20 protein-coding genes are annotated in these 24759 nt (G+C 61.0%); 7 read left to right on the forward strand and 13 right to left on the reverse strand.

Going from position 1 to position 24759, the window contains the following annotated elements; all coding sequences use genetic code 11:
- Positions 1–309 precede the first annotated feature (309 nt).
- Positions 310–1800 (forward strand): sodium/proline symporter PutP, encoded by a 1491-nt coding sequence (gene putP, locus NJC40_RS08660; RefSeq protein WP_253140295.1) that lies wholly within the window; start codon positions 310–312, stop codon positions 1798–1800.
- 44 nt (positions 1801–1844) lie between these two features.
- Here the strand turns inward: putP and NJC40_RS08665 are convergent, their stop codons facing one another.
- Positions 1845–2513: a polysaccharide lyase family 7 protein gene (locus tag NJC40_RS08665; protein WP_045486650.1), complete on the reverse strand. Its 669-nt coding sequence runs from the start codon at positions 2511–2513 to the stop codon at positions 1845–1847.
- 320 nt (positions 2514–2833) lie between these two features.
- Here NJC40_RS08665 and NJC40_RS08670 point away from each other — a divergent pair, with 320 nt between their 5' ends.
- From NJC40_RS08670 to NJC40_RS08680, 3 genes are read left to right on the forward strand one after another with little or no spacing between them, the layout of a single operon-like run.
- Complete coding sequence (locus NJC40_RS08670) at positions 2834–4963, forward strand: putative bifunctional diguanylate cyclase/phosphodiesterase (protein ID WP_045486652.1); 2130 nt, start codon at positions 2834–2836, stop codon at positions 4961–4963.
- A gap of 43 nt (positions 4964–5006) precedes the next feature.
- A complete protein-coding gene (locus tag NJC40_RS08675; RefSeq protein ID WP_045486654.1) occupies positions 5007–5519 on the forward strand; it encodes a YgjP-like metallopeptidase domain-containing protein in 513 nt (170 codons plus the stop codon).
- Between the two features lie 14 nt (positions 5520–5533).
- The gene (locus tag NJC40_RS08680; protein ID WP_253140296.1) at positions 5534–5830 is read left to right on the forward strand and encodes a winged helix-turn-helix domain-containing protein; all 297 of its coding nucleotides are present in this window, start codon (positions 5534–5536) and stop codon (positions 5828–5830) included.
- Between the two features lie 3 nt (positions 5831–5833).
- Here the strand turns inward: NJC40_RS08680 and NJC40_RS08685 are convergent, their stop codons facing one another.
- Positions 5834–6292, reverse strand: a complete 459-nt coding sequence (locus tag NJC40_RS08685; protein ID WP_045486660.1) for a GNAT family N-acetyltransferase — start codon at positions 6290–6292, stop codon at positions 5834–5836.
- Between the two features lie 233 nt (positions 6293–6525).
- Between NJC40_RS08685 and NJC40_RS08690 the strand changes: the two genes are divergently transcribed.
- Positions 6526–7263 (forward strand): substrate-binding periplasmic protein, encoded by a 738-nt coding sequence (locus NJC40_RS08690; protein ID WP_253140297.1) that lies wholly within the window; start codon positions 6526–6528, stop codon positions 7261–7263.
- Positions 7264–7429: 166 nt separating this feature from the next.
- On the opposite strand, the gene yccS is transcribed toward NJC40_RS08690, so the two are convergent.
- From yccS to NJC40_RS08740, 10 genes are all read right to left on the reverse strand, one after another.
- Positions 7430–9613, reverse strand: a complete 2184-nt coding sequence (yccS, locus tag NJC40_RS08695) for a YccS family putative transporter (protein ID WP_045486666.1) — start codon at positions 9611–9613, stop codon at positions 7430–7432.
- Between the two features lie 124 nt (positions 9614–9737).
- A complete protein-coding gene (locus NJC40_RS08700; RefSeq protein WP_084709939.1) occupies positions 9738–10916 on the reverse strand; it encodes a BaiN/RdsA family NAD(P)/FAD-dependent oxidoreductase in 1179 nt (392 codons plus the stop codon).
- A 161-nt stretch (positions 10917–11077) separates the two neighbouring features.
- The gene (gene dbpA, locus NJC40_RS08705; protein ID WP_045486668.1) at positions 11078–12457 is read right to left on the reverse strand and encodes an ATP-dependent RNA helicase DbpA; all 1380 of its coding nucleotides are present in this window, start codon (positions 12455–12457) and stop codon (positions 11078–11080) included.
- 87 nt (positions 12458–12544) lie between these two features.
- The gene (mdtD, locus tag NJC40_RS08710; RefSeq protein WP_253114383.1) at positions 12545–13939 is read right to left on the reverse strand and encodes a multidrug transporter subunit MdtD; all 1395 of its coding nucleotides are present in this window, start codon (positions 13937–13939) and stop codon (positions 12545–12547) included.
- 7 nt (positions 13940–13946) lie between these two features.
- Positions 13947–15272, reverse strand: a complete 1326-nt coding sequence (locus tag NJC40_RS08715) for a TldD/PmbA family protein (RefSeq protein ID WP_253140298.1) — start codon at positions 15270–15272, stop codon at positions 13947–13949.
- Positions 15272–16714, reverse strand: a complete 1443-nt coding sequence (locus NJC40_RS08720) for a TldD/PmbA family protein (protein WP_045486676.1) — start codon at positions 16712–16714, stop codon at positions 15272–15274. The genes NJC40_RS08715 and NJC40_RS08720 overlap by 1 nt, the downstream gene beginning before the upstream one ends.
- Before the next feature lie 174 nt (positions 16715–16888).
- Positions 16889–17485, reverse strand: a complete 597-nt coding sequence (gene betI, locus NJC40_RS08725; protein WP_045486679.1) for a transcriptional regulator BetI — start codon at positions 17483–17485, stop codon at positions 16889–16891.
- A 195-nt stretch (positions 17486–17680) separates the two neighbouring features.
- On the reverse strand, positions 17681–18859 hold the full coding sequence (choV, locus tag NJC40_RS08730) for a choline ABC transporter ATP-binding protein (protein WP_045486681.1): 1179 nt from the start codon (positions 18857–18859) through the stop codon (positions 17681–17683).
- The gene (choW, locus tag NJC40_RS08735; RefSeq protein ID WP_173426713.1) at positions 18856–19704 is read right to left on the reverse strand and encodes a choline ABC transporter permease subunit; all 849 of its coding nucleotides are present in this window, start codon (positions 19702–19704) and stop codon (positions 18856–18858) included. Before choW ends, choV begins: the two co-directional genes overlap by 4 nt.
- Before the next feature lie 121 nt (positions 19705–19825).
- Entirely contained in the window at positions 19826–20773 is a 948-nt protein-coding gene (locus NJC40_RS08740; RefSeq protein WP_253140299.1) for a choline ABC transporter substrate-binding protein, read from the reverse strand.
- A gap of 484 nt (positions 20774–21257) precedes the next feature.
- Between NJC40_RS08740 and NJC40_RS08745 the strand changes: the two genes are divergently transcribed.
- Together NJC40_RS08745 and gbdR are read left to right on the forward strand one after the other, a co-directional pair.
- The gene (locus NJC40_RS08745; RefSeq protein WP_045486687.1) at positions 21258–22634 is read left to right on the forward strand and encodes an L-serine ammonia-lyase; all 1377 of its coding nucleotides are present in this window, start codon (positions 21258–21260) and stop codon (positions 22632–22634) included.
- 451 nt (positions 22635–23085) lie between these two features.
- On the forward strand, positions 23086–24189 hold the full coding sequence (gene gbdR, locus NJC40_RS08750) for a choline metabolism transcriptional regulator GbdR (protein ID WP_045486690.1): 1104 nt from the start codon (positions 23086–23088) through the stop codon (positions 24187–24189).
- 46 nt (positions 24190–24235) lie between these two features.
- On the opposite strand, the gene NJC40_RS08755 is transcribed toward gbdR, so the two are convergent.
- The gene (locus tag NJC40_RS08755; protein ID WP_045486692.1) at positions 24236–24496 is read right to left on the reverse strand and encodes a hypothetical protein; all 261 of its coding nucleotides are present in this window, start codon (positions 24494–24496) and stop codon (positions 24236–24238) included.
- Between the last annotated feature and the right edge of the window lie 263 nt (positions 24497–24759).

Raw genomic sequence — 24759 nt, forward strand, 5'->3', positions numbered from 1 at the left:
GGTGCTTCAGGCGCGAGTTCAAAGCCTGATGGCAGAGCCCTCGCGGTGTTGCCGACGGCAAGTCGCCCTGTCTTGGTGCGCAGCGTATTTTGCAAACGGGCGCCCATCAGGGTGCAACTTTGTTGGTAAATCGGTTGCACCGTTTTGCGTATGTTGTCTAGGATGCCGGTCTTGCGGTGCAACCGTAGCGCTTTCTTGCGGGCTCGCGTCAGCGATGTGTCGGGTGCCAGGTGCTGAGTCTGACCTTCCGGGGTCAATCGCCCAGCCTTGGGCCAGACGCTGTATAACAACAACGCCAAGGCAGAACATATGAGTCTTACCAACCCCACTCTGATCACATTCGTGATCTACATCGCAGCAATGGTCCTGATCGGCTTCTGGGCCTATCGGTCCACCAATAACCTTTCCGACTACATCCTTGGCGGACGCAGCCTGGGCAGCGTGGTCACGGCGTTGTCGGCCGGCGCTTCGGACATGAGCGGCTGGTTGCTGATGGGCTTGCCCGGCGCCATCTACATGTCGGGTCTGTCGGAAAGCTGGATTGCCATCGGCCTGATCGCCGGTGCCTACCTGAACTGGCTGTTCGTCGCCGGCCGTCTGCGGGTGCAGACCGAGTTCAACGGTGATGCCCTGACCCTGCCGGATTACTTCACCAGCCGTTTCGAAGACCGTAGTGGCGTGCTGCGGATCATCTCGGCCATCGTGATCCTGATCTTCTTCACCATCTACTGTGCTTCTGGCATCGTCGCCGGTGCACGGCTGTTCGAAAGCACCTTCGGCATGTCCTATGAGACAGCCCTGTGGGCCGGCGCTGCCGCGACCATCGCCTACACCTTCGTCGGTGGCTTCCTGGCGGTGAGCTGGACTGACACCGTGCAGGCTTCGCTGATGATCTTCGCCCTGATCCTTACGCCGATCTTCGTGGTACTGGCCACCGGCGGCGTCGATCCGGCGTTCCTGGCCATCGAAGCGCAGATTCCGGGCAGCTTCGACATGCTCAAGGGCACCACATTCATCGGCGTGGTTTCGCTGCTGGCCTGGGGGCTGGGTTATTTCGGCCAGCCACACATCCTGGCGCGTTTCATGGCTGCCGATTCAGCCAAGTCGATTGTCAATGCCCGGCGTATTTCCATGGCCTGGATGATCCTGTGCCTGGGCGGCGCAGTGGCGGTGGGCTTCTTCGGTATCGCTTACTTTGCGGCCAACCCGGATGTGGCCGGTCCCGTGACCGAGAACCCGGAGCGGATCTTTATCGAGTCCTCCAAGCTGCTGTTCAACCCGTGGGTGGCCGGTGTGCTGCTGTCGGCCATTCTGGCGGCGGTCATGAGTACCCTGAGTTGCCAGTTGCTGGTGTGTTCCAGCGCACTGACTGAAGACTTCTACAAAGCCTACCTGCGCAAGGGCGCGAGTCAGCGTGAACTGGTCTGGGTGGGACGTGCGATGGTGCTGCTGGTGGCAGTGATCGCCATCATGCTGGCAGCCGACCCGAACAACCGGGTATTGGGTCTGGTCAGCTACGCCTGGGCCGGGTTCGGTGCCGCGTTCGGCCCGGTGGTACTGTTTTCGCTGTTGTGGAAAGGCATGACCCGTAACGGGGCGCTGGCAGGGGTAGTGGTCGGTGCCGTCACGGTGGTGCTGTGGAAGCAGTTCACCACCTTTGGCCTGTACGAAATTGTGCCGGGCTTCATCTTCGCGAGCATTGCCATTGTGTTGTTCAGCCTGCTCGGCGAGAAACCTTCGGCGGCCATGCGCGAGCGCTTCGAAGCGGCCGACAAGGCCTATAAAGAGGCTGTTCGCTAAACCTTGTGCCAGTCAATGAAACGGCCCGCAAATGCGGGCCGTTTTCATTTGTTATGGTCGATATCCAGTTTGTAAAAGGTCGCCTTGCCGCCTTCTGAGGTGTAGCCGGTGTTGTCCTGGGTATAGACACCGGCCTTGAAGTACAGCGGCTTGTCGCGCCAACTGGCGCCGATGTCAGTTTTCCAGTTCATGTCCCGGGCGCTGACGCTCAGTTCACCGCCACGGCTGAGGTGGATGATGTACTTGAAGCGTTCATTGAGTTCGACGCCTTCGGCTACGCGGATCACCCGCGCGGTTTTGTCGTCGAAGCGCTGACGCACCTTGGCGACGATCGCACCGGTCTGCAGCCGTTCCTTGTACTGGTATTCGACCTTGAGCATCGGTCGGGTGCTGTCCTTGGCGTGGATCTGGCCGATCACGATCTTGCCGCTGGAAGGAACCTGATTGACGGTCAGGGTCGCGCGCAGATAGTTGTCCGCCTGAGGGAATAGCCAGTTGTGCGGGGTGCCATCGGACCAGGTTTCACGCAGTTCACTGCGCGGGAACTTGGCATTGGCGGTCTTGGTGCCGGTCACTGGCGACCAGAAGAAGATATGTTCGCTGTGGGACTCGAAGTATTTACCGTCGTAACCGCGTTTGAGTTCTGAGGTTTCGACAGTTTTGGGGGGCGAACCCACCGGTATGCTGAGGTTCCATGAACCGAGATCGATCATCCGGGTTATTCCGCAAGTTGTTGTTATCTCCCGGAAAAAATTACTCAGGAGACGCGCAGCGTTTTTATACGGATATATACCTTGGTTGTTAATCGCTAATTGGAATGAAAAATGGAATCAATCTGCTGGCAACGGGTCTGTGAAGCACGAGTCTAGAGGGCTTGGGCGGATATACCGTTAGTCGGCTGGAAATGACTTTTGTAATGGCAATCCGCTTGCTTGCTTACCCTTTTGCCGAGACCGGTCTACAGTGAAGTCACTTTGCCGACTGCCAGCTGGCGTCGGGTATTGGGACCAAGAGATTCGAAAAGAGAAGTTGCATGGAACGCGCTCAAGATAATTCCAATGATAGCGCTTCGGTCTTATTGGTCGTCGATGACTATCCTGAAAACCTCGTGACGATGCGCGCGGTGCTGCAGCGCGCTGACTGGTGCATCGTGACCGCCAGTTCAGGGTTCGAAGCATTGAATGTATTGCTTGAGCGCGAAGTTGATCTGGTGCTGCTGGATGTGCAGATGCCCGGCATGGACGGCTTCGAGGTCGCGCGGCTGATGCGTGGCAGCCAGCGAACCCGTCTGACCCCGATCATTTTCCTGACCGCCAACGAGCAATCCCAGGAAGCCGTACACAAGGGCTATGCCAGCGGCGCCACTGATTATCTGTTCAAGCCGTTTGACCCCAATGTCCTCAAGCCCAAGGTTCAGGCGCTGCTGGAGCAGCAGCGCAATCGTCGCGCATTGCAAAAGCTGACCCATGAACTGGACGCCGCCCGGGCATTCAACGAGTCGGTGCTGTCCAACGTGGCCGAAGGCATTGTGGTGGTTGACGAAGCCGGGGTGATTCGCTTCGTCAATCCGGCAATCTGCCGTTTGCTCGATGCCAGCGAGCAGCAACTTAGTGGCTCTTCATTGCTCGACCATGTCTGCGAGCCGCAGTCCGGGCATTGGCTGGAGTCGGGTTTTCATACCTACTACCGCCGCAACGAAACCTGGCGGGTGCACGATGCAACCCTGCTGACCCGCACTGGCGGCCATCTGCCGGTGACGTTCTCGTGTGCGCCGCTGCCCTCCGAGCAGGCCGGCATGGTGCTGAGCGTTCTCGACATGTCGGTAGAGCGCGACCTGTACCGGCAACTGGAGCAACAGGCGGTCACTGATGCGCTGACCGGGTTGCTCAACCGCCGCGGCCTTTACAAGGCTGTGGAGAACATGTTGCAGCGTAACGAACGGACGCATCGTTGCCTGGCCGTGTTGTACCTGGATCTTGATGGGTTCAAGCGTATCAACGACTCGCTCGGCCATCAGGCCGGCGATCAGGTATTGCTTTGGGTGGCCGGGCAGCTGCGTGAGTGCATGCGTCCTTACGATGTTCTGGCGCGCATTGGTGGTGACGAATTCGCTGTAGTAATAGAAGGTCTGGAACACCCCGAACAGGCAGCCAAGGTCGCGGAAAAACTCATCGAACGGGTATCGGTTCGTCGGCATGTCGATGGTATCGACGCCACGCTGGGGGTGAGCATCGGTATCGCGACCCATCCGGCCTGTGGCAGTAACCTTGATGAGTTGCTGCGGGTGGCCGATACCGCCATGTATGAAGCCAAGCGTGCCGGGCGCCAGCAATACCGTTTCTACGACCAGAACATGAATGGCCGTGCCCGGTCGCGGCTCATGCTTGAAGAAAGTGTGCGTAACGCTATCGAAGACCGGCAGTTCTCGGTGCTTTATCAGCCGCAGGTGCATGTCGCGGACGGTCGTTTACGAGGGTTTGAATCCATTCTGCACTGGCAGCATCCGGTGGTTGGCGACGTGCCACGGGATCTGTTCATGCCATTGCTGGAGGAAACCCGGCTGATCAACCGTCTCGGTGACTGGATGTTCGATCAGAGTGCCGAGCAGCGCCGCGCCTGGGGCCCGCTGTTCGACGCTGATCTGGTGGTGAGTGTCAGCATCGGCCCCGCGCAGTTCTGTCTGCCCAACCTGGCGGCGCAGCTGCAGGCGGCGATGCAGCGCCACGGGATCAATGCCGGGCAGATCGAAGTGGAAATCTGCGAGCGCTCGCTGCTGCATAACCTCGCCCACAGCCGCAAGCAATTGGGCCAGTTACATGATATTGGCGTGCGCGTGGCCCTGGACGATTTTGGGGTGGGCGACTGTTCGCTGTTGCACCTGCGCAATCTGGAACTCGACACCCTCAAGCTCGACCGGCACTTTATCGCTACCTTGCTGGACTCGCCGCGAGACGCGGCAATGGCACACAGCATCATCGAGCTGGCGCGCAACCTTGGCATTCTGGTCATGGCCGACGGTGTCACGACCCAGGCGCAACTGCACTGGCTGAGCGAAAACGGCTGCCAATTGGTGCAAGGCCCGTTGCTGGGTGCGCCGATGGGCGTCGAACAGGCCGGTCAGTTGCCCCGTCAGACCAGCCTTGCTGCGTTGTGCGTGCGTTGAGTGGTGTAGACTGCAGCGCTCGATCCGCTACCGCTATTTTGTGATGACCAGCAGTCCTCAGCCGCCACTCAAGTACCTGCAAGCCTACCCTGCGACCCTGCAGGATCAGGTGCGTCAGATGATTGCCCGACAGCAGTTGGGCGACTACCTGCAGCAGCGCTATCCAGGCCGTCACGCTATTCAGAGCGACAAGGCGCTGTATGCCTATGCGCTGGAACTGAAAAACCAGCACCTGCGCAATGCCCCGCCGATCGACAAGGTGCTGTTCGACAACCGTCTGGACCTGACCCATCGGGCGCTGGGCCTGCATACCACGGTGTCACGGGTGCAGGGCGGCAAGCTCAAGGCCAAGAAGGAAATCCGCGTAGCCTCGCTGTTCAAGGAAGCGGCCCCTCAGTTTCTGGACATGATCGTGGTCCATGAGTTGGCGCACTTCAAAGAGTCCGAGCACAACAAGGCGTTCTACAAGCTTTGTGAGCACATGCTGCCCGGTTACCACCAACTGGAATTCGACCTGCGCGTCTATCTGACCTGGCGCGATCTGCAGGCCGGCTGAGACGAGAACCCGGCATGGACGTGAGCAAGACCAAAAGCAGCTTCTACCGGCGCCTTTACGTGGCCTGGCTGATTGACAGTGGCCAGGCCTGCAGCGTGCCGGCCCTGACCGAAGCCACCGGCATGCCCCGGCGTACCGCGCAGGACACCATTGCGGCACTGGCCGATCTGGATATCGTTTGTGAGTTCGAACAGCGCGAAGGTGCCCGGCATCAGGCCGGTGATTATCGTATTCATGATTGGGGGGCGATTGACCCGTGCTGGATCGAGCGCAATCTGGCGGGCATCAAGCGGGTGCTGGGTTATCCGTAGCGGTTATTCCAGGTCGCGGCGCATGCCGATATGCGCGATACCGTCTTCCAGATACACCTCGCCCACGGCATTGAAACCATAGCGGCTGTAGTAGCCCTGCAGATGGGCCTGCGCCGATAGATAAATGGGTTGGTCCGGCCATTTGCGCTCGGCCTGTTCAAGGGCCTGGACCATCAACTCATGGCCCAGCCCCTTGTTGCGGATCGTCGGGGCTGTCACCACCCGGCCAATGGTCACATCGCCGCCCTGCTGGATCGGGTCCAGCAAGCGCAGATACGCCACCAGTTGGCCTTCCTGCCAGCCCATCACATGGCAGGTGTCACCGATCAGGTCCATGCCGTCCACATCCAGATAGGCACACTGCTGCTCGACGACGAACACCTCGGCACGCAGGCGCAGCAGCGAATAAAGCTGCTCTATGCTCAAGTCGGTATGGTGTTTGCAGATCCATTTGATAGACATGTCGCTGACTCGGAGAAAAACCTGAACAGGATTCTAAACCCATCGGACGGTATTCCCAATAAAACCCTCTGCCACCCGCTGTCTGGCGCGTTGTGTGGCGCAGGGTAAAGGGTGCTTGCCTGTTTCACTGTGAGTGGATCGGTAGCATCTGCACAGCTGAGGCGGGCGTCGCATCGAACAGTGATGAGTGGATTGGAAGCGTTATGGACGACAGGCCCCTTCAGGTATCGCGCATGCGGCGATGGATTCGAATCATGGGAGTGGCGGGGCTGCTGTTGATAAGCGGGGCCAACGCCGCCGAACGTCTGCGACTGGTGGCTGACCCTTGGGCGCCATTCACTGACGTCAATTTGCCCAATGGCGGTCTGGCCACCGATATTGTCAGCACTGCGCTGGCCCGGGCGGGTTATGTCACCAGTTACGATCAGGTGCCTTGGGCCCGAGCCATACTCGGACTTGGCGAGGGTCGCTACGATGTCTTGGTCAATGCCTGGTACACCGATGAGCGCACGCGTATAGGTCACTTTTCAGGCGAATACCTGCTCAACCGGGTCCGTTTTCTCAAGCGCCGGGACGCACCGTTCGACAGCTGGACACCCAGCATGCTGCATCGCTATCAGGTCGGTGTGGTGCGCGGTTATGCCTACTCGCCGGGGTTTGACGCCGACGCCCAGGTACGCAAGGTGCAGGTACAGAACTTCTCGATCGCGGCGCGGATGCTCGCCGCCGGGCGCATCGACCTGATTCTCGAAGACGAATACGTCGCCCGCAATCACCTGGCGCTGGAAGAGCCCGATGTCCGTGATGCGCTGGAGTTTCTGGCCCAGCCGCTGAGTGAAAACAGCCTGCACATTCTGGTCAGTCTCAAACGCCCCGATCATGCCCGTGTCGTGGAGCGCTTCGATGCGGCGATTGCCGCGATGAAGGCCGACGGCAGCTATTACGAACTGTTGCGTCGGCACGGCTTCTGATCGGCGCTCAGAGGGTGTTTACAAAATAGGCGAACGAAGGCAAGACAAGGCGAAATCGAACGAAAAAGCGCTGTGTACATAAGTACATGAGCATTTTGCCCGGGCTGGCGATCCAGGCCGATTTCAACGCCGTATTGCCGAGTGCAGCCATTTTGTAGAGATCCTCTCAGGCCGGCTCCGGCTGCTTGACCAGGTGCGCGGCCAAGGTGCGCAGTGGCGCCAGTTGCCGGCAAATCAGCGCCAGTTGGGTCTGTACCAGGCGCTGGCTTTCTTCCAGTTCATCGGTGACTTGCTCAAGCTCATTGGCCAGTGCTTCTTCAGCGTCGCTCTGGACGGCGACCGGCTGACGTTCGGCCAGACAGCGGGCAATGTCTTCGATGCTGGCTGCCAGGGTTGCGCCGGCGCCATCGATCAGGTGCTCATGGACCGTCGGCGGCAACTGGGTATCGCGGTGCGCACCCAGGCCCGACAGGTAACTGAGCAAGGTGTGCGACAGCACCAGAAAGCGAAAGCCCACATCGGCTTCCTTACGAAAATGCCCAGGCTCCTTGAGCATGTTGGCCAGCGTGGTAGACAGCGCCGCGTCGGCGTTGTGGGCGTTACGCCGGGCCAGGCGATAGGCCAGGTCGTCGCTCTTGCCCTTGGCGTACTGCTGCATGATCTGGCGCAGGTAGACGCTGTTGCAGGCCAGGGTATTGGCCAACACCTTGTTCAGCCGCCGGCCCTGCCAGTCAGGCAGGAACAGGAACACCGCCAGGCCCGCAATCAGGCTGCCGAGCAGGGTATCGAACAGGCGTGGCAACAGCAGCCCGTAACCGTCGCCAACCTGATTGAAGCAGAACAGCACCATCACCGTGATGGCAGCGGTCGACAGGGTATAGCGGGTGGTGCGATTGACGAAGAACACCACGCCGGCCAGTACCGCGCACATCGATTGCAGGATCGGACTGGTGACCAGGCCGAACAGCGCCCATCCCGCGACCAGGCCAATGGCGGTGCCGATGATCCGCTGGCCCAGCTTGATCCGCGTGGCGCCATAGCTGGGCTGGCAGACAAAGACCGTGGTCAGGATGATCCAGTAGCCGTTGGCCGGATGAATCAGATGCACCATGGCGTAGCCGACCGACAGCGCCAGGGGCAGGCGCAGTGCATGGCGAAACAGCAGTGAGGTCGGCGTCATCTGCAGGCGCAGGCGGTTCCAGACATCCTTGAGGTTGCGCGGTGAGCGGTCCAGCAGGCTGCTGTCGCTGGCATCGGCCAGGGCGTCGGGGTTGCTGGCGTCGCTGATCAGGCGGTCCAGGGTTTCCAGGTTGGCAGCCAGCGCCCGCAGCGAGCGCAGCAGGCTGCGCCAGGCCGGGTTGCTTTGCAGGCGCAGGTGCTCCAGCGAGGCGCGCAGGTCTTCCATGGCCTCGGCAAAGTTGGCGTCATAGATAAACGGCTGGCGCATCTGGATCGATTCGGACAGTGCCTGGCAGGCCGAGCCTTGCTGGCGTAGCAGGCGCTGGCAGCGAAACAGCACGTCGCTGTGAAAGAATGCGTCGGTCAGCGCGTTGTAGGGGTAGTGCGACGAGCTGGCGCGCTCGTGGATGTCCTGGGCAATAAAGTACAGCTTCAGGTAGCGGCTGACCTTGGAGCCGGGCCGGTTGCTGCCGACCCGGTGCAGGATGATCTCTTTGGTGGCATTGAGTGCGGCGACGACCTTGCCGTTCTGCTGCGCCAGCTCCAGGCGCCGGGCCTCGATATCCAGGCCACGAATCGGTTCGAACAGGCTCGACTTGAGCTTCAGGTACAGGCCCAGCTCGCGAAACAGCCGGGCCAGCGCCTGCTGGACGGGCTGGTTGGAGAACAACAACTGCCAGAGTACTGATAGCAAGCCGTACCAGGCCGCGCCGGCCACCAGCAGCATCGGTTCGTGCCAGAAGTCCAGCACCTCGCCGCCGCGCTGATCGACGCCGATCATGGTGTACACCGACAGGATCAAGGTGCCGTAGGCAATCGCGCCATAGCGCTCGCCAAGGGCGCCGAGCATGGTCAGGCAGAAGCTGGCCAGCGCCAGGGCAATGGCAAAGATCCATGGGTAGGGAAACAGCAGCTCGACGGCCAGCGCGGCGATGCTGAAGCACACCAGCGTCACGGCCAGGGCGTTGAGCCGGCCCTGCCAGTTATCGTCGGTCTCGGCCAGGGCGCAGGCGATGATTCCCAGAAACAGCGGAATCAACAGGCCCATCTCATTCTGATACCAGCACAGCGCCATGCTGCCGGTCAGGGCGATAAACACCCGGATGCTATAGGCAAACTTGTCCTGCGCCCACAGGCGGCGGAAGGTATGACTCAGGGATTTCGATGCCATGAATGCGCTGACAGCCTTTTTCGCGAGTGCAGATGGATATTTACAGCGCCGCAGGCAAGCTGTACATCCGCATTAGCAAAATATATTCCGGTTGGTTCGGTTGCGACCTGGCTGCGACACCGTGTCACACATACTGCGCTGCCGCGTAACCGGACGCCCAGGCCCACTGGAAATTGAACCCGCCCAAGTGGCCGGTCACGTCCAGCACTTCGCCGATGAAGTACAGCCCTGGCGATTTCAGTGACTCCATGGTCTTGGATGACACTTCGCGGGTGTCGATACCGCCCAGCGTCACTTCCGCCGTGCGATAGCCCTCGGTGCCGGCGGGCACCACTTGCCAGTCCGCCAGTTTTTCGGCGATCGCGGCCAGCTCGGCGTGGGGGTATTGCTTCATCGGCCTGGAGCTGAACCAGTGATCGGCCAGCAGGTTGGCCATCTTCTTGGTGAATACCTCGCCCAGCAGGGTTTTCAGCTCGCTATTGGGCCGTTCGGCTTGTTGCTGCTTGAGCCATTCATGGGCATCGCGGTCGGGCAGCAGGTTGATGTGTACCGTGTCGCCAGGTAGCCAGAACGAGGAAATCTGCAGCACTGCCGGGCCGCTCAGGCCGCGATGGGTGAACAGTATGTTTTCGCGAAAGCTGACATCGTTGCAGCTGACCAGGCAATCGACGGAGGTGCCGGACAACTCGCTGCACAGGGCCTTGAGCTGATCGGTGATAGTAAATGGCACCAGGCCGGCACGGGTCGGCAGCAACGTGTGGCCGAACTGCTCGCCGACCTGATAACCGAAGCCGGTGGCGCCCAGGGTCGGAATCGACAGGCCGCCGGTGGCGATTACCAGTGAGGCGCAGTCCAGGCGTCCGAGGCTGGTCTGCAACCGATAGCCTGTGTCGGTCTTGTCGATCTTCTGCACGGCGGTGTCCATGTGCAGGCTGGCACCGGCCTGCTGGCATTCATGCAGAAGCATTTCCAGAATGTCGCTGGACTTGTTGTCGCAAAACAGCTGGCCGAGCTTTTTCTCGTGGTATGGCACGCCGTTGCGCAGCACCATGTCGATGAAATCCCACTGCGTGTAGCGCGCCAGTGCCGACTTGCAGAAGTGCGGGTTGTGCGACAGAAAGTTGGAGGGCTCGGTGTACATGTTGGTGAAATTGCAGCGCCCGCCACCGGACATCAGAATCTTCTTGCCCGGTTTATTGGCATGGTCGATGACCATCACCCGCCGTCCACGAGCTGCGGCAGTCAGGGCGCACATCAGGCCGGCGGCGCCGGCGCCGATGATTACAACGTCAGTAACGGACAACGAAAGATCCTCGTGAATAGATGGGCAGACGCCGTTGCAGCAGACCTGTCCCGGCTTTTGTGGGAGGGGCCGGCCGGCGCCCCGGTCTGCCCGCGACAGGGTGTGAGCAGTCGCCAGCAGAGCTGCCTCCCACAAGTCGATGGCCAGAGGTTGCGGTGCGATCAGATGATTCGCACGCGCAGCGATTTGCCCTTGATCTTGCCTTTGTTCAAGCGATCGAGCGCCTGCTGGGCGACGGCGTGCTCAACGGCGACATACGACTGGAAGTCGAAAATCGCGATCTTGCCGACCTGTTTACCCGCAATGCCCGCGTCGCCGGTCAGCGCGCCAAGAATGTCGCCAGGACGCAGTTTGTCCTTGCGGCCCGAGGCAATGCACAGGGTGGTCATCGCCGGTTGCAGGCGAGCGCCGCCCTTGGTGGTCAGGGCGTCGTACTGTTGCCAGTTCAGTGGCGTCTTTTGCAGCGATTCGATGGCTCGCGCACGAGCACTTTCCGGCGGTGCAACCAGGCTGATCGCCACGCCTTTTTCGCCTGCGCGGCCGGTACGCCCGACCCGGTGCACGTGGATTTCCGAATCGCGGGCCAGCTCGACGTTGATCACCATGTCCAGCGCATCGATATCCAGGCCGCGTGCCGCCACGTCGGTGGCCACCAGCACCGAGGTGCTGCGGTTGGCGAACATCGCCAGCACCTGATCGCGGTCACGCTGTTCCAGATCACCGTGCAGCGCCACGGCCGACATGCCCTTGGCGGTCAGATGGTCGACCACTTCCTGGACCTGCTGCTTGGTGAAGCAAAAGGCCACGCAGGAGGCCGGCTGGAAGTGATTGAGCACCCGCACTACCGCTTCAAGACGTTGCTCGGGGGCGATCTCGTAGAAAATCTGCTGGATCTGGCTGTCGGCGTGCAGGGTCTGGACCTTGACGATCTGCGGCTCACGCATGAACTGCGCGGCCAGTTGCTTGATGCCGGCCGGGTAGGTAGCCGAGAACAGCAGGGTCTGGCGGCGCTCAGGGGTGTGTTCGACGATCTCGGTAATGGCTTCGATAAAGCCCATGTCGAGCATCCGGTCGGCTTCATCGAGCACCAGGGTGTTGACGCCGTCGAGCACCAGCGAGCCTTTGCGCAAGTGCTGTTGAATACGTCCGGGCGTGCCGACGATGATGTGTGCGCCGTGCTCCAGCGAGCCAATCTGCGGACCGAACGGTACGCCGCCACACAGGGTCAGCACCTTGATATTGTCTTCGGCGCGGGCCAGGCGACGAATCTCCTTGGCCACCTGATCGGCGAGTTCGCGGGTCGGGCACATGACCAGTGCCTGACAGCCGAAAAAGCGCGGGTTGATCGGTTTGAGCAGGCCGATGCCGAAGGCTGCGGTCTTGCCGCTGCCGGTCTGGGCCTGGGCGATCAGGTCCAGGCCCTTGAGAATCACCGGCAGACCCTGCGCCTGGATCGGCGTCATCTCGGCATAGCCCAGCGACTCCAGGTTGGCCAGCATGGCGGCAGACAGCGGCAAGGTATTGAAAGCGGTTTGTGTCACGACGGCAGGACCTGCAAAACAAAAATGTCGCGCAGTGTAGCAAATCACGAGGTCGCGTAGGAGCGGCTTCAGCCGCGAAGGGCTGTCCTACGCCTTGCGCCCCGGAAGCTGCAGGAAGATCCCCGCCGCCAGCATCGACATCACCCCGACACTGAGAAAGGTCAGCTGGAACGCACCCAGCACGCTGTTGGCTTCGCCACCACTCACGTCGCTGCTGAACCCGCCCAGCAGCGCTGCTGCACAGGCCACGCCCAGGCTCAGGGCCAGTTGCGCGACCACTGACAACAGGCTGTTGCCGCTGGCCGCGCTGGCATCGTCCAGGTCGATCAGGGTCACGGTATTCATCGCCGTGAACTGCAGCGAGTTGACCGCCCCGAGCAGCGCCAGATGCACCAGCAATACCCAGTACGGGGTCTGCGCATCCACCAGCGCCAGGCTGGCCAGCAGTATGCCCAGCAGCAGCGTGTTGCCGGTGAGGATGATCCGGTAGCCCAGCGCGTCGATCAGCCAGCGCGCGATGGTCTTGGCGAACATTCCTGCGGCCGCCAGTGGCAGCATGCTCATCCCGGCCTGGGACGGCGAATAGCCCAGCGCGACTTGCAGCAGCAAAGGAATCAGAAACGGCAGCGCGCCGCTGCCCAGGCGGGCGAACAGATTGCCGAGGATACCCACCGCGAAGGTCCGGGTGCGAAACAGTGTCGGCGAGAACAGCGGTGCCTCGACGTGCCCGGCGCGCAGCCAGTAAGCGGCCAGACAACCCATGCCGGCAAACAGCAACAGCACCACCCGCATGTGTGGCAAATGCAGCTCGCCCAGCCCTTCCATGGCGGCGGTGATCAGCAGCATGGCGGCGCCGAACAACAGGAAACCCACCGTATCGAAGCGCGTACGCCCGCCGCCGGGGATGTCCGGGATGTAATGCTTGACCGCATAGCAGCCGAGGATGCCCACCGGAATGTTGAGCAGGAAGATCCAGTGCCAGCTCATGTACTCGACCATCCAGCCGCCCAGGGTCGGTCCCAATAGCGGACCGAGCAGGGCCGGGACGGTGATGAACCCCATGATCCGCACCAGCTCCGAGCGCGGGTAGGCACGCAGCACGATCAGCCGGCCGATCGGTAGCATCAGCGCGCCGCCCAGCCCCTGGATGATCCGCGCCCCGACCAGCATGTCCAGGGTCCATGACACGGCGCAGAGCAACGAGCCAATGCTGAACAACAGGATCGCGCTGAAGAAGATGCGCCTGATACCAAAGCGGTCAGCGATCCAGCCCGAGGCGGGAATCAGCAGCGCGATGGTCAGCATGTAGGCGATCACCACCGACTGCATGCGCAGTGGGTCTTCCTTCAGTGACTGGGCCATGGACGGCAATGCGGTGTTGAGAATGGTGCCGTCCAGGCTTTGCATGAAGAAGGCGATGGCGATCACCCACGGCATCCAGCGCAGGGTCTTTTCATCCAGAACAGGTGTCGATGTGCTCATGCGCTCCTTACAGCGTCAGGGTCAGGCGTTTGATCAAGGCGCCGGGCAAGCGGGTCGAGGATGTCTGGCGCTGCTCATAGGTGCTGGTCGACAGAATCAGCTCGCGTTCCTGGGTCAGGGCTTCTAGCTGATCGCCCAGCATGCTGAAGGCGCTGTCGTCGAAGCGCATGGTATTGACCGGTGCACTGATCCGACCGTCCTCGACCCAGAAGGTTGCGAAGCGGGTCATGCCGGTCATGCGCGCAGCGGGCTGGTCGGAGAAGTTCAGGTACCAGAGGTTGCCGATGTACAGGCCGGTGCCGAGCTGCTGAAGGATATCTTCCTGGGCCAACTCGCCAGCCGCCATGCTCAGCGCGCTGGGCCATTCGCCGCCGTTGGCGCCGTTGGCAGGCAATTGGTATTCGGCGGCGCTACTGGAGTCCACCAGGCGCTCGCCGGCCTGGCCGGCGCTGATCAGGCCCAGGTCGCGGCGCGGGTAGCCTTCGCCGGAGAACGCTGGCGACAGCGAGCCGCTGACGTGCTCATTCAGGCTCACCAGCGGGCTGAGGTGCGCCTCGCCGTCGTACAGGCGTTGCAGCGGGCTTTGTTTGCTGGCGATGGCCTGTGCCGAGAAGCCACCCCAGGCCAGCATGCTCATGATTTCGTCCAATGCGGCGGGCGCCAGATAGGCGCGGTATTGTCCGGGCGCCAAGGTGATTGCCGGCAGGCCCAGATACTGCAATTGCTCGCGAGCCTGTTCGAACTGGCGGACGAAGGCTGCGTTGTCCCAATGCAGCCCTGCATAGTTGGCTTTTACCGCCTGGCCGTTGGCATGGAACAGGCTCCAGTCGAAGTTGAAGCTGTTGGCCTGATGCCAGCCCAGGGCGCCCCAGGAACTGGCAAAGCCGCGGTAGATGGGGCCGGCGGCATAGATGCCGACCAGATCCAGGCCACGGGCCATTTCGCTGATCTGCGCCACTACGCTGCTGCTCTCTGGCAATGGCGTGGTTTGCCAGCTCTCGGTACTCCAGGCTTCGGTATTGGGCAGCAGGTACGGGTCGACAGGTAGCAGTGGCAAGGTTTCGCGCAACTGGCGCAGCGCCTGTTCCAGACGCAGACGGTCCTCTGTCGGGTCGTCAGCCAGGGTCAGGCTGAGGTCGGCATGGCGACCGTCGTGGATCAGTTTGAGGCTGACGCTGGCCTGTTGCACGTGCCCGGCCTGACGCACCTGGCCGTGATTGAAACGGATGAAGTCCGACGCCTCGGCGTCATAGCTCAGGGTGAACTGCTCAGCGCTCTCGCAACCGGCCTTGAGCACGGCCACCAGGGCTTCGAATTGTGCTTGGCGGTCCATCAGGCGTCTCCTCCGAATACATCTACATCACTGAATACGCAGGCCGGTGAAGCATGACCAACCCGCACCACCTGATTGGGTTCGCCCTTGCCGCAATTGGGCGTGCCCAGCACCTCGAAGGTACTGGCGTCGCCCACCGCACTGAGATTGCGCCAAAACTGTGCGGACACGGCCCGGTAGTTGGGGTTCTTGACCACGCCCTTGAGCTGGCCGTTTTCGATCAGTTGTCCCCATTCGCAGCCGAACTGGAATTTGTTGCGAGCATCGTCGATGGACCAGGAGCGGTTGTTGGACATCAGGATGCCGTGTTCGATACCGCCGATCAGGCTGTCCAGCGACTGATCGCCTGGCTCGATATTCAGGTTGGCCATACGATCGATGGGCGCGCGGTTCCAGTTACAGGCGCGGCTGTTGGCCACCCCCGGCAGGCCACTGCGCTGTTGCGACAAGGCGCCGCCCAGTGGCCGCTCCAGCAGACCGTTGCGAATCAGGTAGTGCTTGCTGGCCGGTGTGCCGTCGTCGTCATGGCTGTAGCTGGCCAGTTGTTCGGGTATCTCCGGGTCAAAGGTCACGTTGAGCAGGCTGGAGCCATACTGCAGGGTGCCGAAATCTGACGCCTTGACGAAGCTGGTGCCAGCGTAATTACGCTCATCACCGAGGATGCGGTCCAGTTCCAGCGGATGACCGATCGATTCGTGGATCTGCAGAATCATCTGGTCGGGCATCAGTAGCAGGTCCCGTGCACCACTGGGGGTATTGGGCGCCAGCACCAGTTGCAAGGCTTGGTCGGCTACCCGTGGGGCTGCGCCGGGCAAGCCGCAACGCTGGATGATTTCGGCGCCGCCCTGCTGGCCGAAGTTGCTGCCGCCCAGGCTGCGGGTCTGGCTGTCGTGGCCGTCCCATGCAGTGACGCTCAGGCCCGGATAAACAAAGCGCTGGGCCTGACGCAACTGCGCGCCGGCGCTGTTGAGGTAGATCTGCTCCAGGGTTTCCAGGCCCAGACTGGCTCGCCAGTCGACCAGACGCTGGTCTTTGGGCACGCTGGCCGATTCGTCGAGCAGCAGTTGCAGGGCGTCGCCCAGCGCGGGAAACGCCTGGTCCAGATGTGGCGACAGGTAATCGGCCTGGGCACTGGAGACCGGTTGTGCGCTGAGGTCGAGCAGCGCATGCGGCGCCAACTGGCGGGCCAGCGCTTCGGCGCGCTCCAGCGCCGCCTGCAAACCCTGTTGTGACAGGTCGTGGGTCGCCGCGTAGGTTTCCACGCCCGCCAGGCGTACGGTAATCATTGCCCCCTCGTCCTGACCCAGCGACAACGGCTGGGCGACGTTGCGGCGTACCGAAAGGTATTGATGGGTACGTTTTACGTGGCGAATGGAAAAGAACGACGCTTCACTGCGCAACGCCGCGAAGCGCTGCTTGAGGATGGCGTGGAAGTCGAACATGCGGCGCAGGCTCCGTTAAAGGCGTTTTGCTTCTATATGGCCAGATTAACCCGCCTCATTGGCAGAGGCGAGCCTGCGCGCAGCAAACACGGGGCCCTGTAGGAGCAGCTTTAGCTGCGAAGCTTCGCTGCTAAAACTGATCGCCGCCCGACGGATCGCCGCCCGAGCGCTCCTTCAGGCAGTCGCTGCCTTGGCCAGTTGCATATCCAGATACTCGAACGCGATTCGCTGCGCCTGCTCGGTATCGAACCCATCACCCGACAGCGCGCCGCGCAGCCACAGGCCATCGATCAGGGCTGCCAGGCCGCGGGCGGCGCTGCGTGCCTGATCGACAGGCAGGGCACGGCGGAACTGCCAGCACAGATTGGAGTACAGACGATGGTCGTTGATGCGTTGCAGGCGATGCAGCGAGGTGTGGTGCATGCTGGTGGCCCAGAACGCCAGCCAGGTTTTCATCGCCGGGCCATTGACCTGGCTGACGTCGAAGTTGCCTTCAACAATGACCCGCAGGTGTGCTCTGGGGCTATCGTCGACAAGGGCCTGGCGACGCGCCGCCGTGTTGGCACTCAGAGCGTTCATCAGATGGCGCATGGTGGCCTCGATCAGGCCATTCTTGTCTTTGAAATAGTGGCTGATGATGCCGTTGGAGACACCGGCCAGACGCGCGATCAAGGCGATGCTGGCGTCGCCCATGCCGACCTGATCAATCGCGGCCAATGTGGCCTGGATCAGTTGTTGGCGACGGATGGGTTGCATACCGACCTTGGGCATGGGGCGGGGTCTCCTGGTTCACAGTGACGAAACGGCCCCGCAGTCTAGTTATTTTTCTCCGGTCGATAAATCATTAAAAACAGTAGGGATATGAAAAAAGCCGCGAACTCCGAGGAATTCGCGGCTGATTTCAGGCTATTTGCAACTCATTCTCAGCTGTTATGCCTAGCGCACGGTGCACAGGGCAGGTGGGCATCAGCCGTGGTTTTTGCCCAGCAAGGCGTGATACAGCTCGGTGTCGCCGAGAATCCCCACCACCCGGTTACCGTCCTGCAGGACCAGCTTGTTGCCGGTCTGGTAACGAATCTGCAGCGCGTCACGCATGCCGATGTTGGAGTCCACCAGGGTCGGAATACGCTGCAGGTCCGCGACGTTCTGACCAGGCTGCCAGTTCTGTACCGAAATCGGTGCGGCGCCCTGACGTACGCCTTTGATCACATTGCCTTCGGCCAGGTCAATCCAGGAATCGCCACCCGGATCCAGGCATACCGAGCCATTGATCCGCTTGCAGTTGTCCAGGGTGCGCATCAGGCTGCGCCCGCACAGCACGTTGAGCGGGTTGGTGTGGGCAACGAAATTGCGCACATATTCGTCAGCCGGGTTGAGGACGATTTCTTCCGGCACGCTGTACTGGATGATCCGCCCGTCTTTCATGATGGCGATGCGGCTGCCCAGTTTCAGCGCTTCGTCCAGGTCGTGGCTGACGAAGACAATGGTTTTGCTCAGCTTGCTTTGCAGGCTCAGCAGTTCATCCTGCAGGCCCTGGCGAATCAACGGGTCGAGGGCCGAGAAGGGTTCGTCCATCAACAGAATGTCGGCGTCCATTGCCAGTGCACGGGCCAGGCCGACACGTTGCTGCATGCCGCCAGACAACTCATCGGGCTTCTTGTTGCGCCATTGGGTCAGGCCCACCAGTTCGAGTTTCTCATCGACCAGTTTGCGCCGCTCCTTTTCCGGGCGCCCCTGCATTTCCAGGCCGAAGCTGATGTTCTCGCGCACAGTCAGCCAGGGCATCAGGGCAAACTTCTGGAACACCATGGCGATACGCTTGGTGCGCATCATCTTCAACTCGGCTTCGGTGCAGTTGGCAATGTCGATTTTCGAGCCTTCGTGCTCCACCAGCAGCGAGCCGCGGCTGACCGTGTTCAGGCCATTGATGCAGCGCAGCAGGCTGGATTTGCCCGAGCCGGACAGGCCCATCAAGACGCAGATCTCGCCCTTGTTGATATCCAGGTTGGCCTTTTCGACGCCGACGATCTGACCCAGCTCCTGGAGGATTTCGCCGCGCGTCTTGCCCTGGTCCAGCAGCTTGAGTGCGGCACGTGGGTCCTTGTTGAAAATAACGTCCACGTTTTCGAATTTGATGATGCTCATGCGTCGGCTCCCACCTTGGCTTCAGGCTGTTTGCAGATACGATCGAGCATGATGGCCAGCAATACGATCGCAAGGCCGGCTTCGAAGCCAACCGCGATATCGGCAGTGTTCAGTGCGTTGACCACAGGTTTGCCCAAACCGTCGGCGCCCACCAGGGCGGCGATCACCACCATCGACAGCGACAGCATGATGCATTGGGTGATACCGGCGGCGATGCTCGGCATGGCATAGGGCAGTTCGATACGGGTCAGCAACTGGCGACGCGAAGAGCCGAAGGCCTTGCCGGCGTCGAGCAGTTCCTGAGGGACGTCGCGAATCCCCAGATAAGTCAGGCGCACCGGTGCGGCAATCGCAAACACCACCGTAGAGATCAGACCGGGTACCACGCCCAGGCCGAACAGGGTCAGGGTCGGGATCAGATAGACGAAGGTTGGCACGGTCTGCATCAGGTCGAGAATCGGTCGGATGCAGGTGTAGAACCAGGGCTTGTGCGCGGCAATGATGCCCAGCGGCACGCCGATGATCACGCACACCAGGGTGGCGAACAGCACCTGGGCGAGGGTTTCCAGAGTTTCTTGCCAATAGTGCAGGTTGAGGATCAGCAGGAACGACAGAATCACGAAGACGGTCAGGCCCCACTTGCGCTGGATGAAGTGGGTCAGGGCGGCGATCAGGCCGATCAGTACGTAAGGGTTGAACCAGGCCAGGGAGAACGTCAGGCCGTGGATCATCATTTCAAGGCTGTAGGCAATGGCGTCGAAGTAGTTGGCGCCATGGCGAATCAGCCAGTCGACAAAGGCGGAAATATACTCGCCCAGGGGGAGCTTGTGATCGGTCAACATGATATCGGGTGTCCGCTTGCGGGTGCCTTTGAAAATGACCGGCGTTGCCACTGCCAGGGATTTTCAGAAGCACCTTTACGTGAAGATTGAATGCGGCAGGCCCGGAGAGCCTGTGCTCTGGGTACTACTGGGTCAGCTTGGCCCGGGCGGCTTCCAGACCCGGTTTGCCGTCGACGGTGGTAACGCCGGACAGCCAGGTGTCGAGCACCTGCGGGTTGGCTTTCAGCCACTGCCTGGCGGCAGCGTCAGGTTTTATCTTCTCGTCCAGCACCTTACCCATCAGGGTGCTCTCCATGTCCAGCGTGAACGATAGATTCTTGAGCAATTGGCCCACGTTGCTGCATTGCTCCGTGTAGCCCTTGCGCGTGTTGGTATAGATGGTTGCCTGGCCAAAGTTGGGGCCGAAGAAGTCGTCGCCGCCGGTCAGGTACTGAATCTTGAAGCGGGTGTTCATCGGGTGTGGTTCCCAGCCGAGGAACACCACGTCGCCGCCTCTGCGGCTGGAGCGGTCGACCTGCGACAGCATGCCGGCCTCGCTTGACTCGACCACCTTGAAACCGGCGTCTTTCAGGCCGAAGGCATTCTTGTCGATCATGCTCTGGATCAGGCGGTTGCCATCGTTGCCTGGTTCGATGCCATAGATCTTGCCGCCCAGTTCGTCTTTGAATTTGACGATGTCGGAGAAGTCTTTGAGGCCCTTGTCATACAGCGATTGCGGCACCGCGAGGGTGTATTTGGCGTTTTCCAGGTTGGCCCGGACGGTTTCGACTGTGCCGGCTTCGCGGTAGGCCTTGATGTCGTTTTCCATGGTCGGCATCCAGTTGCCGAGGAACACGTCCATGTTCTTGCCTTCGGCCAGCGACTTGTAGGTCACCGGCACCGAGATCATGGTGGTCTTGGTCTTGTAGCCGAGTGCTTCAAGCACCTCACTGGTGACGGCGGTGGTCACCGTGATGTCGGTCCAGCCGACGTCGGAGAAGTTGACGGTATGACATGCCTGGGGTTCTGCAGCGTGGGCCAGCATCGGCAAACCGAGGGTGGCGACCAACAGCAACGACGTTGAACCTTTCATGGGGGAGCTCCTGTGATCTTTTTCTCATCGTCGTCCCGTCTGCGGGGATGACGTGGCTTCTTTGGGCGCAGGCTTCTTGAGAAAGCCCATCACGGTGCCTTGCGATCGAGTCGGGTCGATCATCTACCAGCAAAAAACAAACGCCTACAGGGGGCGTCGTAACCAGTGCGGGAGGGGTCGCATCCAGTGTGTGCGACGTCGTTTCCAGTTTCTTTGGCGCTGTCCGGGCCTCTTGCGGATACCTGAAAGCGCCTGACAGCCTCGGTTTTTAAGCTCTATTGCGGGGCTTTCAGGTGGCGGCGTTGCTGAGCATGAGTGCGTCGGTGTGGGACGGCGTGCAATGGCTGAAAAGGCTGATGATTTGGCCATAACAGCGAACTGCAGTGGCTGGTGTACGCCAAATCGGCAACAGATCCAGCGTAGCAGCTACGCCTATAAAAGCGCCCCGGCGCTAATAAAGACCTGATGATGGAGCTTGGCGACAATGGCAATCAGCGTGTTTGACCTGTTCAAGATCGGCGTGGGACCTTCCAGTTCACATACAGTAGGGCCGATGCGCGCCGCCGCGCTGTTCGTCCAGGGTTTGCGTGACAGCGGCAAGCTGGAGAGCATCGAACGCATCGAAGTGCGCCTGTACGGTTCGTTGTCAGCCACCGGCGTCGGCCACGGCAGTGATAATGCGGTGATTCTCGGCCTGATGGGCCAGTGGCCGGATGCTATCGATCCGGCAATGATCGGCCCGGCCATCGACACCCTGAAAAGCACCGATACGCTGATGCTCGATAGCCGCCTGCCGATCTCGTTCGTGTGGTCGCGGGACATGCTGCTGCTCGACGAGAACCTGCCGTTTCACCCCAACGCCATGACCCTGATTGCCGAAGGCCGGGGCGGCGAGATCTATCAGGACACCTACTACTCCATCGGTGGCGGTTTCGTGGTCGACCAGGTTCAGGCCGACAGCGGCGAGATGGACGGTGATCGCACCGAGCAGCCCTACGAATTTTCCAGTGCCCGGGAACTGCTGCAGTTGTGCCGCCAGCACGGTCTGCGGGTGTCCGAGCTGATGATGGCCAATGAAAAAGTCTGGCGCAGTGAGGCTGAAATTCGCGCCGGGATCATGAAGCTGTGGGCCGCCATGCAAGAGTGCGTGGATAACGGCCTCAAGCACGACGGCATTCTGCCCGGCGGGCTCAATGTGCGCCGCCGGGCGGCAAAGCTGCACAAGAGTCTGCAGGAGCTGGGCAAGCCCAATGTGATCGGCTCGACCCTCAACGCCATGGAGTGGGTCAATCTGTTCGCCCTGGCGGTCAACGAGGAGAACGCCGCCGGTGGGCGGATGGTCACTGCTCCGACCAACGGCGCGGCCGGGATTATCCCGGCGGTGCTGCATTACTTCGTCAAGTTCAGCCCGGACGTCAATCAGAGCAATGTGGTGGATTACTTCCTCGGTGCGGCGGCCGTAGGCATCCTGTGTAAAAAGAACGCCTCGATCTCCGGTGCCGAAGTCGGCTGCCAGGGCGAGGTCGGTTCGGCCTGTGCCATGGCGGCGGCGGGGCTTGCCGATGTGTTGGGCGCCACACCTGAGCAACTGTGCAACGCCGCAGAAATCGGCCTGGAGCACAACCTGGGCCTGACCTGTGATCCGGTCGGCGGTCTGGTGCAGGTGCCGTGCATCGAGCGCAATGCCATCGCTGCGGTAAAGGCCATCAATGCCGCACAGATGGCGCTGCGCGGTGACGGCGAGCACTTTATCTCTCTGGATCGGGTGATCCGCACCATGCGTGACACCGGCGCGGACATGCACGACAAATACAAAGAGACCTCGCGCGGCGGCCTGGCGGTCAGTGCCGTCGAGTGTTAACCGCAGCTTCGATCGATCGGGGCCTGTTTCACGGATGAGTCCGCTCCTGCGCAGGGCCGTAGGAGGGGCTTGAGCCCCGACGCATAAGCGGCGCGCCGGCTCTGCTCACTTTTGGCTCAGGGCGGCGCAATGACGCCTTGTTTCAGCGCAAAAAGACCTTCCAGAGTGTGCGGGTAGTGACACTTGTCAAAGCCCCACTGTTTCTTGCCTTGTCCGAGTGCTACCGAATTGCTCAGTGGTTCCAAGTGATTTGCGAGCCTGTCGCATTTGAATATGCAGGTCGCTGTCGTGGTTACGCTTAGCGACGTCGCTTTTGGGTTTTTTGTCGTTCACAGACAAATTCAGGCATGGGAATTGCGATGCATTTAGTACAGCCCTGCAATGCGTAGGGCAATAAGAATGAGAGCCTCCAGTGAGGCCACCTACCGCTCAAGTGCGAGGAGATTCCGTGATGACTTCGTTCAATGCCGGGGCAGCCCCCCAGAACCGCGCTCCACAGTCCATCGGCTTTTTGTTGCTCGATAATTTCACGCTTATTTCCCTCGCGTCGGCGGTCGAGCCGCTGCGCATGGCCAACCAGCTGTCGGGTCGCGAGCTGTATCGCTGGACCACCCTGAGCCTTGATGGCAGCCAGGTCTGGGCCAGCGACGGTTTGCAGATCACTCCCGACGCGGCGATGCACAAGGCACCGGCCCTCGATACCGTGATCGTCTGCGGCGGTGTCGGCATCCAGCGCACCGTAACCCGTGAGCACGTCAGCTGGCTGCAATCCCAGGCCCGTCAGTCGCGGCGTTTGGGTGCGGTGTGTACCGGCAGCTGGGCGCTGGCTTGCGCCGGCCTGCTCGATGGCTTCGATTGCAGCGTGCACTGGGAATGTCTGGCCGCGATGCAGGAGGCTTTCCCGCGGGTGACCATGAGCACCCGCTTGTTCACCCTGGACCGGAACCGCTTCACCAGCTCCGGTGGCACCGCGCCGCTGGACATGATGCTGCACCTGATCAGCCGTGATCACGGTCGCGAGCTGTCGGCGGCGATCTCGGAAATGTTCGTCTACGAACGCATCCGTAACGAGCAGGACCACCAACGCGTGCCGCTCAAGCACATGCTCGGCACCAACCAGCCCAAATTGCAGGAAATCGTCGCGCTGATGGAGGCCAACCTCGAAGAGCCTATCGACCTTGACGAGCTGGCGGTGTACGTGTCGGTGTCGCGCCGGCAACTGGAGCGGCTGTTCCAGAAGTACCTGCACTGTTCGCCATCACGCTACTACCTCAAGCTGCGCCTGATCCGTGCCCGGCAACTGCTCAAGCAGACGCCGATGTCGATCATCGAAGTGGCTTCGGTGTGCGGGTTTGTCTCGACGCCGCACTTTTCCAAGTGCTATCGCGAGTACTTCGGCATTCCGCCACGCGATGAGCGGGTAGGTTCCAACACTGCCCAGCAGGTTTCCATGCTGCCGATCCCGCAGGCCATGGTACTGGCGCCGCTGTCCGGGCCGATGTCGGCGCTCAACCAAGCGCGCAACGAGTCGACCTTCGCCAGCGTGCGTATCTGACAATCGCCCCCGGTTGTTTCAGGCAACCGGGGGCGATGTCGGTTAGTCAGGCGTGGGTTTGTTTGTAGGCCACCAGCGCCGGCAGCAACTGTTGATCAATGGCCTGGCGCACCGCCGGCAGGATGGTCGCACTGCCGGCCAGCATGCTTTCAACCAGTTTGCGCAACGCGATCGCGCGGTCATCGGTAAGGCCGCGCACTGCCTGGGCACAGGCCTGCTCCGGGGTCGCACCTGAGGGCGTTTCAAAGCCCAGCGCCCTGAGTTTGCCGATCAGGTCGTCCTGGTCAATCAGGTCTGCGTGCATCATGGCGTTGTTCCTTCGACAGGGTGGTAACTGATTCTGGTAGGCCTTCACAGCCTGGGCAAGGGCTTGTAGAGGTGATGGCAGGATTACCTAAGAACAGGTCGTTTTCGGCTAACTCCTGTTTCAGCAGCCAGAGCAGACTGAAATCCTTCGACGTGTACTCTACAAGGGCTTGGTCACCCGATGTCACGTTCGGTCCCCGGTTTTGTGACGGCTTTACCGGGGTTTTTCATGTCTGGTGTAAACTGGGCGGCCTTCCAGGAGCT

The sequence above is a fragment of the Pseudomonas sp. 21LCFQ02 genome (genome assembly GCF_024129895.2).
GTDB lineage: Bacteria > Pseudomonadota > Gammaproteobacteria > Pseudomonadales > Pseudomonadaceae > Aquipseudomonas.

Coding starts and splice junctions, on each gene's coding strand:
- mdtD (WP_253114383.1), bottom strand. CDS start 13,939: ATGAGCACATCGACACCTGTTCTGGATGAAAAGACCCTGCGCTGGATG.
- NJC40_RS08755 (WP_045486692.1), bottom strand. CDS start 24,496: ATGATGCACGCAGACCTGATTGACCAGGACGACCTGATCGGCAAACTC.
- NJC40_RS08715 (WP_253140298.1), bottom strand. CDS start 15,272: ATGGACCGCCAAGCACAATTCGAAGCCCTGGTGGCCGTGCTCAAGGCC.
- putP (WP_253140295.1), top strand. CDS start 310: ATGAGTCTTACCAACCCCACTCTGATCACATTCGTGATCTACATCGCA.
- NJC40_RS08740 (WP_253140299.1), bottom strand. CDS start 20,773: ATGAAAGGTTCAACGTCGTTGCTGTTGGTCGCCACCCTCGGTTTGCCG.
- betI (WP_045486679.1), bottom strand. CDS start 17,485: ATGCCCAAGGTCGGTATGCAACCCATCCGTCGCCAACAACTGATCCAG.
- gbdR (WP_045486690.1), top strand. CDS start 23,086: ATGACTTCGTTCAATGCCGGGGCAGCCCCCCAGAACCGCGCTCCACAG.
- yccS (WP_045486666.1), bottom strand. CDS start 9,613: ATGGCATCGAAATCCCTGAGTCATACCTTCCGCCGCCTGTGGGCGCAG.
- NJC40_RS08690 (WP_253140297.1), top strand. CDS start 6,526: ATGCGGCGATGGATTCGAATCATGGGAGTGGCGGGGCTGCTGTTGATA.
- NJC40_RS08685 (WP_045486660.1), bottom strand. CDS start 6,292: ATGTCTATCAAATGGATCTGCAAACACCATACCGACTTGAGCATAGAG.
- NJC40_RS08665 (WP_045486650.1), bottom strand. CDS start 2,513: ATGATCGATCTCGGTTCATGGAACCTCAGCATACCGGTGGGTTCGCCC.
- NJC40_RS08745 (WP_045486687.1), top strand. CDS start 21,258: ATGGCAATCAGCGTGTTTGACCTGTTCAAGATCGGCGTGGGACCTTCC.
- NJC40_RS08680 (WP_253140296.1), top strand. CDS start 5,534: ATGGACGTGAGCAAGACCAAAAGCAGCTTCTACCGGCGCCTTTACGTG.
- choV (WP_045486681.1), bottom strand. CDS start 18,859: ATGAGCATCATCAAATTCGAAAACGTGGACGTTATTTTCAACAAGGAC.
- NJC40_RS08675 (WP_045486654.1), top strand. CDS start 5,007: ATGACCAGCAGTCCTCAGCCGCCACTCAAGTACCTGCAAGCCTACCCT.
- NJC40_RS08670 (WP_045486652.1), top strand. CDS start 2,834: ATGGAACGCGCTCAAGATAATTCCAATGATAGCGCTTCGGTCTTATTG.
- NJC40_RS08720 (WP_045486676.1), bottom strand. CDS start 16,714: ATGTTCGACTTCCACGCCATCCTCAAGCAGCGCTTCGCGGCGTTGCGC.